Source organism: Streptomyces resistomycificus, from assembly GCF_001514265.1.
GTDB lineage: Bacteria > Actinomycetota > Actinomycetes > Streptomycetales > Streptomycetaceae > Streptomyces > Streptomyces resistomycificus.
Genome location: NZ_KQ948988.1, coordinates 380,054 through 392,475, shown reverse-complemented (window position 1 = coordinate 392,475; position 12,422 = coordinate 380,054). Strand labels below are relative to the sequence as shown.

The 12,422-nt window shown below is 73.4% G+C and carries 9 protein-coding genes and 1 pseudogene; 3 read left to right on the top strand and 7 right to left on the bottom strand.

Going from position 1 to position 12,422, the window contains the following annotated elements:
- Positions 1 to 313 precede the first annotated feature (313 nt).
- Positions 314 to 1,012, bottom strand: a complete 699-nt coding sequence (locus AQJ84_RS01610) for a hypothetical protein (protein WP_030038893.1) — start codon at positions 1,010 to 1,012, stop codon at positions 314 to 316.
- Positions 1,013 to 1,187: 175 nt separating this feature from the next.
- On the opposite strand from AQJ84_RS01610, the gene AQJ84_RS01605 reads away from it, so the two are divergent.
- Positions 1,188 to 2,717, top strand: coding sequence for a helix-turn-helix domain-containing protein (locus AQJ84_RS01605; protein WP_374935422.1), 1,530 nt, complete (start codon positions 1,188 to 1,190; stop codon positions 2,715 to 2,717).
- 16 nt (positions 2,718 to 2,733) lie between these two features.
- Here AQJ84_RS01605 and AQJ84_RS01600 read toward each other — a convergent pair whose 3' ends face one another.
- Positions 2,734 to 4,476, bottom strand: coding sequence for a pyruvate dehydrogenase (locus AQJ84_RS01600; RefSeq protein ID WP_030038891.1), 1,743 nt, complete (start codon positions 4,474 to 4,476; stop codon positions 2,734 to 2,736).
- An 88-nt stretch (positions 4,477 to 4,564) separates the two neighbouring features.
- A complete protein-coding gene (locus tag AQJ84_RS40405; protein WP_079076126.1) occupies positions 4,565 to 6,226 on the bottom strand; it encodes a protein phosphatase 2C domain-containing protein in 1,662 nt (553 codons plus the stop codon).
- Between the two features lie 445 nt (positions 6,227 to 6,671).
- On the opposite strand from AQJ84_RS40405, the pseudogene AQJ84_RS43835 reads away from it, so the two are divergent.
- Positions 6,672 to 6,794: pseudogene (locus AQJ84_RS43835) on the top strand (helix-turn-helix transcriptional regulator); the annotation flags it as partial.
- A gap of 87 nt (positions 6,795 to 6,881) precedes the next feature.
- Entirely contained in the window at positions 6,882 to 7,364 is a 483-nt protein-coding gene (locus AQJ84_RS01590) for a DUF456 domain-containing protein (protein WP_030045930.1), read from the top strand.
- On the opposite strand, the gene AQJ84_RS01585 is transcribed toward AQJ84_RS01590, so the two are convergent.
- The 4 genes from AQJ84_RS01585 to AQJ84_RS01570 form a co-directional block, all read right to left on the bottom strand.
- Positions 7,327 to 7,863, bottom strand: coding sequence for a methylated-DNA--[protein]-cysteine S-methyltransferase (locus AQJ84_RS01585; RefSeq protein WP_037805121.1), 537 nt, complete (start codon positions 7,861 to 7,863; stop codon positions 7,327 to 7,329). The two genes, AQJ84_RS01590 and AQJ84_RS01585, sit on opposite strands and share 38 nt — an antisense overlap.
- A complete protein-coding gene (locus AQJ84_RS01580) occupies positions 7,860 to 9,263 on the bottom strand; it encodes a DNA-3-methyladenine glycosylase 2 family protein (protein ID WP_053192273.1) in 1,404 nt (467 codons plus the stop codon). Before AQJ84_RS01580 ends, AQJ84_RS01585 begins: the two co-directional genes overlap by 4 nt.
- A gap of 90 nt (positions 9,264 to 9,353) precedes the next feature.
- Positions 9,354 to 10,463, bottom strand: a complete 1,110-nt coding sequence (gene rsgA / locus AQJ84_RS01575) for a ribosome small subunit-dependent GTPase A (RefSeq protein ID WP_030045926.1) — start codon at positions 10,461 to 10,463, stop codon at positions 9,354 to 9,356.
- 244 nt (positions 10,464 to 10,707) lie between these two features.
- Entirely contained in the window at positions 10,708 to 12,186 is a 1,479-nt protein-coding gene (locus AQJ84_RS01570) for a cellulose-binding domain-containing protein (protein ID WP_053192271.1), read from the bottom strand.
- Between the last annotated feature and the right edge of the window lie 236 nt (positions 12,187 to 12,422).

The window sequence follows — 12,422 nt, the reverse complement described above, 5'->3', positions numbered from 1 at the left end:
GGCCGGAATCCGACGCTGTTCGCCCGCGTCCACGCACGCGCCTTCTGGAACGGCCGCCGCGCGAATCCCCCCGGATTTCGGGCTGCGGCCGTTCCAGCCCCTCACACCGCGGCCGCGACTGCGGCCGGTGTGAGGCGTCGTCACTTCCCCCGGCCTCCCTCGTCGCCAAGTGCTTCGGGTTGTTCGTCCGGCCGAAGCGGTCGGACCGGCCGGAGCGGTCGGACCGGCCGGAGCGGTCGGACCGGCCGGAGCGGGGCCGCCCGCCCGACCCCCGTGCGGGAGGGCGGCCCCGGTTCCTTCGGCAGCCGTGCGGTCAGTAGAGCTTGTTCACCGCCGTCGTGGTCGTCTTCTTGAATGCCTTCACCGGCGCGTCACCGAAGTCCCCCATCTGCCCCCACTCCACGACGGTGACGGTCCGCCCGTCCCGCCCGACGGAGAGCAGGCTGATGTCCGTGGCGCCCCAGGAGGCGTTGGTGTGCAGGCCGTGCACCTGGGCGCCCTCCTCGACCGGCAGGCTGCCGTAACTCTTGTAGGAGGCCTCGATCTCCGGGTCGGCCTGCTCGGCACGCTTCGCACAGGAGCGGATCTCCTTGTTCAGCCGCGTGACGAGCGCCTTGGCCTTCGCGGTGCTGCCGACGACGATCGTGAGCTGCTGGGCGCTCGTCTCGAGGTCGGTGTGGAAGGGCCGGTACCGGGAGTCGTAGGCGAGGAGCGCCTCCTCCAGGCAGAACCGCATCTCGTCCGGCACACCGTCGGTGACCTTGCCGGCGGTCCACGAGGAGGAGGGGTGGGGCGGCAGTTCGGAGGCCGCGAGGAACTTGGGTGCGGCGACGGCCTTGGCCGCCACCGTCGGCGTGACCGCGGTGTCGGTCCGCGCGGTACTGGTCTGCGCGGCCTTCGTCGCCGCGACCGGCGCCGGCTGGGCTTCGGCCTGCACGGCGAGTGCGGTGCCGAGCATGGCGCCCGTGATGGCCAGTACGGTGAGCGCGCCGGATCGGATGTGCTTGGGCATGGGTGTCCCCCGTGAACAGGTGCGTGAATGTGGGATGCCGCCGCCACGCCGAATGGTCGGTCCGGCCGTGGTCGGTGCGACACCAGAAGCATCAGCGGTCACCGCAGGCAGGCGCAACAGGGGACACTCGATCCACCACGGTGGAACCGTCCCAGCCCTTCTGACGTGCAGGTATATGGAGTGCCTGGGATACGGATCCGGGGCGGACGGGGGAACGGTGTCGGCACCGAGGGACGACGTAGCCAACTTCGCGGCGCTGCTCACGCGGCTGAAGGAACGGACGGACCGCAGTTACGGTTCGCTCGCCCGCCGTCTGAACATGAACACCTCCACGCTGCACCGCTACTGCGCCGGTGAGGCGGTCCCCCAGGACTTCGCCCCGGTGGAGCGGTTCGCGGCGCTGTGCGGGGCGTCGGCCGAGGAGCGGCTGGAGCTGCACCGGCTGTGGCTGCCGGCGGTGGCGGCACGGCAACGGCCCCGCGGGGCGGAGCCGGCAGCTGCCGCGGCGGGCACCGCGCACCCCGCGTCGACGGAGGGCGAGCGGTCACCGGCCTCGCACCGGCCGGCCGAAACGGAGTCCGCGGCACCGGTGTCCCCGACACCCGTCTCCCCGACACCCGTCTCCCCGGCACCCGTGTCCGCCGAACCAGAGCCCGCCCCACCCCGGCCCGCGTCGCACGCGCCGACCGTCCGGGAACCGGCCGCCGGGACGGACAGCGCCCCCGCCCTCTCCTCGGAGGACCAGGCCTCCGCGCCCCCTGCCGCCCGCTGGTTCCGCCGTCGCCGCACCCTGGTGTCCGCGGCCGTCGCGGCGGTCCTCCTCGTCACGCTGGGCAGTCTCGCGGCCCTGCCCTCGGCGAAGGACCGGACCGGCGACTCCGCGCGGCCCCCCGGCACCACGCCCCGTACGACCGCACCCGGTAACGCGGTCCGCCCCTCGCCCACCTCGCCGAGCCCCTCCCCCACCGTCACCGGGTCGCCCCCGGCCGAGGGCACCACGTCGAAGCCCTCGCCGAGCCCCGGCAAGAGCCGCGGTCCTTCGGGAAGCCATGGGCAGGGCGGCGGCACGGGCCCCTCCGGCGTGCCTCTCACGTGGTCCGCCGACTCCCATGTCTGGGCGTTCGGCTGCGGCCACGACTACGTCATCGCGAAGCCGCCCGCGCAGGTCCCGCCACCGCCCGTTCCGCAGTACGCCGCCACGTGGGCCACGACCCAGAACGCGGTGCACGGCAAGGACACCAACGTGAGGATCACCGTGCAGGGGCGGACCTCGACGGCCGTGGTCCTGGAGGCACTGCGGGTGCGGGTCGTGGGCCGCGCGGACCCCGCGGCCGGCACCGCCTACTCCATGGACCATGGCTGCGGCGGCGCCGTCACCCCGCGCTACTTCGACGTCGACCTGGACATCGACCGCCCGATCGCCCGCCCGGTCGCGGGCAGCGACATGGGCGAGCCGATCCCGGCGATGCGGCTGCCGTACCGCGTGTCGGCCCAGGACCCGGAGGTGCTGCTGGTCACGGCGGCGACCGAGGGCTGCGACTGCCGCTGGTACCTGGAGCTGGACTGGTCCTCCCAGGGCCGCACCGGCACGGTCCGCGTCGACGACCACGGCCGTCCGTTCCGCACGAGCTCCATCAAGGGGCTGCCGCGCTACTGGTACGGCGGCGAGGGCTCCGAACGCGGGTGGGTGGAGCGGACCGACTAGGAACTGCGGGTCGCCGCTACGGCCTGGGTACGTTACGGAGGTTGGAGCGGGCCATCTGGAGCATGCGGCCGACTCCGCCGTCCAGCACGATCTTGGAGGCGGAGAGGGCGAAGCCGGTCACCATCTCGGCGCTGATCTTCGGCGGGATGGACAGGGCGTTGGGGTCGGTGACGATGTCGACGAGTGCCGGGCCCTTGTGTGCGAAGGCCTCCTTGAGGGCACCGGCGAGTTCCTTGGGCTTCTCGACGCGCACTCCGTGGGCGCCGCAGGCGCGGGCGACGGCCGCGAAGTCGGGGTTCTTGTTCGTGGTGCCGTAGGAGGGGAGACCGGCGACCAGCATCTCCAACTCGACCATGCCGAGGGAGGAGTTGTTGAAGAGGACGACCTTCACGGGCAGGTCGTACTGGACGAGGGTGAGGAAGTCGCCCATCAGCATGGAGAATCCGCCGTCGCCGGACATCGACACGACCTGCCGTTTCCGGTCGGTGAACTGCGCGCCGATCGCCATCGGCAGCGCGTTCGCCATCGAGCCGTGGGTGAAGGAGCCGATGACACGGCGTCGGCCGTTGGGGGAGATGTAGCGGGCGGCCCACACGTTGCACATGCCGGTGTCGACGGTGAACACGGCGTCGTCGGCGGCGAGTTCGTCGAGGACGGCCGCGACGTACTCGGGGTGGACGGGGGTGTGCTTCTCGACCTTGCGGGTGTACGCCTTGACGACCCCTTCCAGCGCGTCCGCGTGCTTCTTCAGCATCTTGTCGAGGAAGCGCCGGTTCTTCTTCTCCCGCACCCGCGGGATGAGACAGCGCAGGGTCTCGCGCACGTCTCCCCACACCGCGAGGTCCAGCTTCGAGCGGCGGCCGAGGTGTTCGGGCCGCACGTCGACCTGGGCGATCTTGACGTCGTCGGGCAGGAACGCGTTGTACGGGAAGTCCGTGCCGAGCAGGATCAGCAGGTCGCACTCGTGGGTGGCCTCGTAGGCGGCGCCGTAGCCGAGGAGGCCGCTCATGCCGACGTCGAAGGGATTGTCGTACTGAATCCACTCCTTGCCGCGCAGTGCGTGCCCGACCGGTGACTTGACCTTCCCCGCGAACTCCATGACCTCGGCGTGCGCGCCCGCCGTGCCGCTGCCGCAGAACAGGGTGACCTTGTCGGCCTCGTCGATCATCTCGACGAGCCGGTCGATCTCGGCGTCACCGGGGCGGACGGTGGGCCGCGAGGTCACGAGGGCGGTCTCGACGGGCTTGTCCGGGGCGGGTTCGTCGGCGATGTCGCCCGGGAGGGAGACGACACTGACGCCGCTGCGTCCCACCGCGTTCTGGATGGCGGTCTGCACCAGCCGCGGCATCTGCTTCGGGCTGGAGATCAGCTCGCTGTAGTGACTGCACTCGCGGAACAGCTGGTCGGGGTGGGTCTCCTGGAAGTAGCCCAAGCCGGTCTCGCTGGAGGGGATGTGCGAGGCGAGGGCGAGGACGGGGGCCATGGAGCGGTGGGCGTCGTACAGGCCGTTGATGAGGTGCAGGTTGCCCGGTCCGCAGGACCCGGCACAGGCGGTCAGCCTGCCGGTGATCTGGGCTTCCGCTCCGGCCGCGAAGGCCGCGGTCTCCTCGTGCCGGACGTGCACCCAGTCGATGGCGGAGTTGCGGCGGACCGCGTCCACGACCGGGTTGAGGCTGTCGCCGACGACGCCGTACAGGCGCTTCACTCCGGCACGGACGAGGATGTCGACGAACTGCTCGGCGACGTTCTGCTTTGCCATGGCTCAGCGTGCCCCTTCGGTCTTCCGGTCCTCCGGCCCCCTCATCCTGCGGATCCCCCCGACTTCCATGGATACACAGGGCCGGCCGTCACGCCTCCCAAACGGCGGCGGCGGTACGGTCGTCCGAATACCCCTTGACCCTGACCTGAGCATCCGCCAGGAACGCGGCGAGACCGGGCGGGGTGGGCCCGGACCACCGCCCGGTCAGGTATCCACACAGCTCGGGTTCGCCGTGCAGCGGCTCGGCGAGGCCGCTGGTGCACATCAGCAGCGTGTCACCCGGTCGGGCTACCGAGGCGCGGAAGCGGAAGGGTTCGCGGGGCGGCTCGGGGGCGGGCTCGTACGGGCTGGGCGGCGTCGGGATGCCGAGGTCCATGGTGAGCCGGTCGCCCTCGGGGGTCTCGGCGGGCGGGGAGCCGAAGCCGACGACCGGTTCGCCGGGGACGTCGAAGACCCGTGGTTCGATGTCCTGCCACTCGCCGCCGCGCAGCCGGAACAGTCCGCCCGTGCCGACGCCGAAGAAGACACGCGTACGGCACTGGGCGTCGGCGGGCAGGAGCAGGCAGCGCAGGGTGGCGGCGTACTCCTCCGGCTCGATGCCCTGCTCCGCCGCGCTGGCGCGGAGTTTGCCGAGACTTCGGTCGGTGAGGCGGTGCAGGCCCGACTTCAGGTCGCCGCGCCGGCCCGCCCTTATGTCCTCGGCCAGTCTGGCGTGGCTGCGGCCCACGGCCCGGGCGATCCAGTGGCACGCTTCGGAGGCCGCGCGGTGCGCGCCCGGCGTGGCCCGCGCGCCGGTCGCCATGGCGACGAGGACGAGTGCGTGGTCGCCCGTTCCGAAACGGGCGGTGAGCAGGGAGTCCCGCCGCGGCTCGCCGCGGAAGCGCGCTGAGTCCCCCCGCACGGACACCGCCCGCAGCGTGCACGCCCCGTACCGGGCCCCGTCCAGCACGGTGTCCGCGACCAGGTCGTCGAGCTCGTCGGGGTCCGCCGGGGGCAGCGCGGTGGGTTCGGCTTCGTAGGTGGGCGGCCCGGAACCGACATGGCCGACGGACTTGGGTGCGGTCACCGGCAGATCGACGCGGGTGGGGGTACGGGCGCTGGGCGGGGCGGCGGGCGCGGGGGCGTCGGGGTCGGCGCTCCCGGCGGGGGCCGCGGCGGGTGGGGCGGCCGGCGCGGAGCCGTCGGCGGCCGGCGGGACGCGGGGGGCGTCCGGGGGCAGGGCGGCGGGTTCGGTGGCGGGCGGGGAGGGGGGAGCGGGGGGTGGTGGTCCGAAGGGGGGCGGGGGCGGTGGGATCGTGGGTGGCAGCGGGGGCGGTGGTGTGTCCGGGGGCCGTGGGGCGTCCGGGGGCCGTGGGGCGTCCGGGGGCATCCGAGAGGCGGGGACGGTCGCGGCAGGGGGGTGCGTGGACGGGGTTTCGGTGGAGGTGCGAGGCGGGTCGGCCGGCGGCTCCCAAGGGGCCCGCTGCCCGGCGTCCTCCGCGCGGCGCGGGGCACCCACCGCGCCGGTCCCACCGGTGCGAGGCGGAGGCACCCCGACGTCAGGAGCCTCGGCGGCTCCGGCACGCGACACGGGGACGTCCTCCGCCCCCTGAGCCGCTCCCCGTCCCTCCACCGTGCCCGCCGCCGAGGCGAAGCGGTCGTCCAGGGACTCGGGCGTGGCCGTCGGGCCCGTGTCCGCGGTGGTGTCGTCGTACAGCTGCCTCCACCAGTCGTCCTCGTGACCGCTGGGCTTTCCCCCCTGCTGACTCATGCCCTCGATTGTCCACTGCACGGGCCGGATGAAAACGGGGCATCTGGAAAATCGGGCCGCGCGTCCCGCGTCGCATGGCGTGTCGAGTGAGCCGTCGAACGCCGGTCCGAGAGAAGTCGCCGGGCGATCCCACCCCCCACGGGAGGACCGCCCGGCGACACCCGAGTGACCCGGACCCCGATCCCCTAACGTACGAGTGCACGTCGGGGCCCGGGTCACGCTCTGGTTGACCGAATTCAGCCGTGCGCCGCTCAGGCCGGTCCGAGTGTGGCCTGCTTCCCTGTCGCCTCGCTGTGATGCGACGACAGCTCGCGGCGCGAGCGCGAACGCGCAGGCCGAAGTACCCCGATACGGGCATCACCGGCCGTGTTCGGTGCTGCGGTGCTGCGGTCCTGCGGTCCTGCGGTCCTGCCACGTTGGCAGACGGGCGGGTGGTACCGCGCCTGGGCCGCGGACCGTGCGGCGCCGTGTGGAGCGGCTGATGGAGCCGGCCGGGGTGACTACCCGGTTCCAGCTGGGGTGGCACGCGTACGAGCGGGGGCGGGTGGCCCGGGAGCGTACGCGGTGACCTCGCCCACGCCCCCGCGCACGGCCGGCCCGCCGTCCGCTCACCTGCTGATCTGCGCCTTCGCCGTGCCTCCGGCACCCTGGACAGATGGGAGTGGTGGACCTCCTGCTCGTCGGCCTGGTCATTCTGCTCGGTGTGGGCGGGGTGCTGGTGCCCGGTGTGCCGGGGTCGTGGCTGGTGTGGGCCGCCGTCATGTGGTGGGCGCTGAAGGATCCGCAGCCGCTCGCCTGGTCCGTGCTGGTGAGCGCCACCGTCGCGCTGTTCCTCTCCCAGGTGGTGCGCTGGGCCCTGCCGCCCCGCCGGCTGCGGGCGAGCGGCGCCACCCCGCGCATGGGCGTGTACGCCGGGGTCGGGGCGTTCGTGGGCTTCTTCCTGCTCCCCGTGCTCGGCGCGATCCCCGGATTCGTGGGCGGCATCTACCTGTACGAACGGCTCCGGCTCGGCCGCCACGGCGAGGCGATGGCCGCCCTGCGCACGGCGATGCGCTCGGGCGGCTCCAGCGTGCTGACGGAGCTGTTCACCTGCCTGCTGATCATGGGTGCGTGGCTGGGGGCCGTGCTGTGGGGATGAGCGGCGTCCCCTGGCCGACGCCTTCGAGGGCGAGCAGCCTGGTCTTGCGCTCCAGCCCGCCCGCGTACCCCGTGAGGGAACCGTTCGCCCCGATCACCCGGTGGCAGGGGCGCAGGATCAGCAGCGGGTTGGCTCCGATCGCGCCGCCGACGGCCCGGACCGCGGCCCGGGAGGCGCCGACGCGGGCGGCGATCTCGCCGTACGTCGTGGTGGCGCCGTAGGGAACGGTGTCGAGGGCGGCCCAGACCTTCTCCCGAAAGGCACTGCCGTCGCTGCGCGACTCCAGCCGGAACTCCTTGAGTTCACCGGCGAAGTAGGCGGCGAGCTGCTCCTCGGCGTCGCGGAAGAGGTCCGGGGTGTGCCGCCAGCCCTCCTGGACGGTACGGCCGTTCTTCTGACCGGGGACGGAGAGGGAGGTCAGCACACCGTTCGGGTCGGCGGTGAGGAGGAGCGGGCCGAGCGGGCCGGCCAGCGTGGTGTAGTGCGTGTCGGTGGTCATCGCTGCTCCCACTCCCCTGCTGCGCGCAGGTGTTGCAAGGCGTACGAGCGCCAGGGGCGCCAGCTGTCGGGGATTTCGAGGTCAGGCGGGGCGACGTCGGGGTCGCCCAGGGCCCGGCTGCGGATGGTGGCGACGGTACGGGCGTCCAGGCCTGGCAGGGCCAGCAGGGCCGCCTCGGCGTCGTCGCGGTCGGCGCCCGGGTCCAGCCGTACGGCGCCGTCGGCGAGAGCGGTGGCCAGGGCGCCGAGGGTGCCGCCCGGCTCGGCCCCGGCGAGGATGGCCGGTTCGGGGAACAGGTGGGTGAGGCTGCCGCAGGGGGCGTCCAGCGTCTTGCCGTACCGCTGGACCAGCCGCTCCGCCTCGGCCCGCCCCACGAGGGCTCGTACGGCGAGTTCCTCCGGGTCGGCGGCGCCGGGCGACCGCAGTCCCGGCCGGGCGGCGACCAGCGGGCCGAGCCGTTCGTCGGTGCCGAGTCGTTCGTCGACGGCGTACGGGTCGGCGTCGAGGTCGAGGAGCCGGCGCAGTCGCTGTACGGCGGTGGTGAGGTCGCGCGGGTCGGTGAGGTGCAGACGGGCGTCGAGCCAGCCGCCGGGATGCGCGCCTGACGCGGTCCTCGCCGCGCCCGGCCGTTCGTCGACGGCGACGATTCCGGTGCCGTGGGGCAGTCGCAGGGTGCGGCGGTACGTGCGGCGCCCGGGCTCTCCGCCGACCTCCTCCACACCCGCCACCGCCTCGGCAGCCAGCAGGTCGAAGACGGCTCGGGACTGGTAGGGCCCGCGGTGGGCGAGCCGCAGCGGGACGCCCGCGGTCGGGGTGGCCGAACGCCGGGCGGCCCGGCCGCCGCGCGGGGCGGCGGCCCGCAGTTCGCTGGGCGTCGAGGCGTACACGTCCCGCATGGTCTCGTTGAACTGGCGCACGCTCGCGAAGCCGGACGCGAACGCGATCCGGGTGATCGGCAGGTCGGTGGTCTGCACCAGGACCCGCGCGGTGTGGGCCCGCTGGGCGCGGGCCAGGGCGACCGGCCCGGCACCGAGCTCGGTGGTGAGCTGGCGCTGGACCTGCCGCGCGCTGTAGCCGAGCCTGGCGGCGAGCCCGGCGACGCCCTCCCGGTCGACGACACCGTCGCCGATCAGGCGCATCGCCCGGCCCACCACGTCGGCCCGTACGTTCCAGTCGGCGGAGCCCGGCACGGAGTCCGGCCGGCACCGCCGGCAGGCCCGGAACCCCGAGCCCTGCGCGGCGGCGGCCGTCGCGAAGAACCGGACGTTGTGCCGCCGGGGCGTCACCGCGGGGCAGCTGGGCCGGCAGTAGATGCCGGTCGTCTCGACGGCGAAGAAGAACTCGCCGTCGAACCGCCCGTCCCGGCTGCGTACCGCCTCGTACCTGGTGTCCTCGTCCATCACGCCCTCCAGTGTGGGCCAGGACGAGGATCCCGGCTGGCGGAAATCGGACGCCGAGCTGCCGCCCGGGGCGCCGACGGCGGAGACCGTCTACGCCCAGCGCCCGCGCTTCGCCTCCATCGCGGCCTTGCCCTGCGCCCCCTTTCGCTTCCAGTCCCGCTTGATCTCCGCCCTCAGCCGGGCGTCGGTCCTGGCGACGATCCGCTGGTTCTCCCGCATGAGCTTGCGGTAGCTGTCCAGCCGCCGCTCGGGCAGTGCGCCGTCCTCGATGGCCCCCAGGACCGCGCAGCCCGGCTCGCTCTCGTGTGCGCAGTCGTGGAACCGGCAGCGCGCGGCCAGCTCCTCGATCTCGGCGAAGACCCGTCCGACGCCGCTCTCTGCGTCCCAGAGGCCGACGCCGCGCAGCCCCGGTGTGTCGATGAGGACGCCCCCGCCGGGCAGGGCGAGCAGGTTGCGGGTGGTCGTGGTGTGACGGCCCTTGCCGTCGGCGTCCCGGGTGGTCCGCACGTCCATGACGTCCTCGCCGAGCAGCGCGTTGGCGAGCGTCGACTTGCCCGCTCCGGACTGGCCGAGCAGCACGGACGTACCGCCAAAGACGACGGCGGTCAGGGTGTCCAGTCCGGCCCCGTCCAGGGAGCTGACCGGCAGCACCGGCACGCCGGGAGCGGTCGTCTCCACGTCCTGGACCAGATGGCCGAGCGTCACGGCGTCCGGCACGAGGTCCGCCTTGGTCAGCACGACCACGGGCTGCGCGCCGGACTCCCAGGCCAGCGCCAGGAACCGCTCGACGCGGCCGAGGTCGAGCTCGACGGCGAGGGACACCGCGATGATCGCGTGGTCGACGTTGGCGGCGAGGATCTGCCCCTCGGACCGCTCGGAGGAGGTGGAGCGCACGAAGGCGGTACGGCGTGGCAGATACGTCCGTACGTAGCGCGGGTTGCCCGCGGGTTCCACGGCGACCCAGTCGCCGGTGCACACGACCCGCATCGGGTCGTGCGGGGTGACGAACGCGGTGTCCGCCCGGACGACTCCGCCGGGGGTGACCACGTCGCACTGGCCGCGGTCGACCCGGATCACTCGTCCGGGCAGGAGCCCTTGCGGCTCGTGGGGGGCGAACTGGTCCGCCCACGCGTCGTCCCAGCCGTAGGGGGCGAGCGCGGAGAAAGCGGAAGAAGGGGAGAAAGCGGTGCTGGAAGTCAAGGGTGACCCTTCAAAGGGACGGCCACCGGCCACACACGCGTGAGCGCGCTGTGGGAATGGTTCAGCCGGAGACCAGGGAGGTGGAGTGGACGATCTTCTGGTTGCGGGCAGCGCCCATCACAGAGACAGCCATCGGTCACACCTCCCGTTTCTCACTCGCTCGACACCAGCGGCCACCGGCCGCCGCACGACTCACGCCGACCTTAGACGGCCCGCCCCGCGCGACGCCACACCTTTTTCGTCCTCAGGCCTTCGCGCACCTGTCCCCGTTCAGCGTGAAGTCGTACGCCGGGGCGTTCTTCCCCTGCCAGGATGCGAGGAAGCCGAAGGCGAGGCTGCCGTCCGCGGCGATCTTCTTGTTGTAGTCGGCGGCGGTGGCGGTGACGCGGGTGCCCTTCTGGGAGAAACTCGCGTCCCACATCTGGCCGACCTTCTGACCGTCCCGGAAGGACCAGGCGACGCGCCATGAGTCGAGGGCGTGTTCGGTGGTGACGGTGACGGTGGCCTGGAAGCCGTCGGGCCACTCGCCGACCACGTCGTACCGGACCTGGCAGGCGACGGACTCGCTGCGGTCGGGGTCCGGTTCGTCGGAGCCGGGCTCGGTGGAGGAGGACGTGCCCTGGGGTGTGGTGCCGGCGGACGCCCGCGAGGTGCTCGGCGAGTCGCTGTCGGTCGGCGCCGGGGAGGAGGGGGGCCGTCCGGTGGCGGCCGGGAGGGAGGGGCCCGGGTCGGCCACCGGCTGGCTGTCGGCCGAGCCGCCGGGAGAGGCGGCACCGTGGTCGGTGCCGCCGCCCGGCATCATCGAGACGGCGAGCGCCAGCATGGATACCAGTACGGCCGCGACCAGGAGGCCGTTGCGCACGACCCGCGCCTTGTGGGCGCCCGGGTTCGGCGGGCCGTTCTCGCTGTCCGCGGGTGTGGGCCGCCCGGCTCCGAGGCGGACCTCGGCGGCCCGGCGGCGGCGTTCCAGGTAGGCGAGGCCGCCCCAGCCGATCACTCCGCCGGCGAGCGCGGCGGGCAGTCCGCCGCCGTGCAGCCGGAGACAGGCGGCGGCCTCCGCGCAGTCCACGCAGCGGGCGAGGTGCCGGGAGAGGTCGGTCGGGGTGTCGGCGACGGGTGAGCGGGTGACCGCGTCGAGCAGCCGGGCATAGCTGCGGCACCGCGCGTCCATCGGGGTGTCGAGGTGGTTGCGGTGGCAGCGGTCCCGGAACAGGCCCCGGACCTGGGTGAGTTCCTCGCCCACCTCGGCCGGGTCGAGGCCGAGCCTGCGGGCGACCACGGTCAGCGGCAGCGCCTCCACCTCGGCCAGCCACAGGAGGGCCGCGTCCGGTTCCTGGAGGTCGCGCAGGCCGCGCAGCGCGAGCGGGCGCCGCAGCGGGGGGCCGGTGTAGCGGGCGGCCTTGTCGGAGTTGAGCCACAGCCGCAGTTCGGGGTCGAGTTGGTGGCCCTGCCCCTGGATTTCCCAGGCCGCCGCCGTGGTGCGGACGGCGGTCAGCAGCAGCGGGATCCTGGGCAGGCGGGACGGGCGGCGGCCGGCGGCGCGGGCGGGAGCGGACTCCGCGTCGCGGGCTTCGCGCATGCCGAGGGAGAATGCCTCCGAGGCCAGTTGGTTGGCCGCGGTGGAGCCGGACGTGCACAGGTCGGCGTAGGAGAGCACGGCGTCCCAGCATTCTGAGAAGAGTGCGGCCTCGGCGGCGTCCTGGGGAGTCGGCAGGTCGGGCATGGGTCTCCTGCGTTCACAAGCGAGGTCAACTCGCCATACTGGCAAAGGAGTTGGGGGGAACCTCGCGGCAGGACACGAGCTTTTCACGTCACCCACACAACTGACAAGCTGGCTATTCAATTTCCGGGATCGAGTACGCGGCGGCCGGACCCCGGCCCGTCGGCGTCCCGTGCCTCCCTGCGGCGCCGCGGGCGGCCCATCCTTGCCGCTCCCGAAGTTATACGGAAGAAATGCCG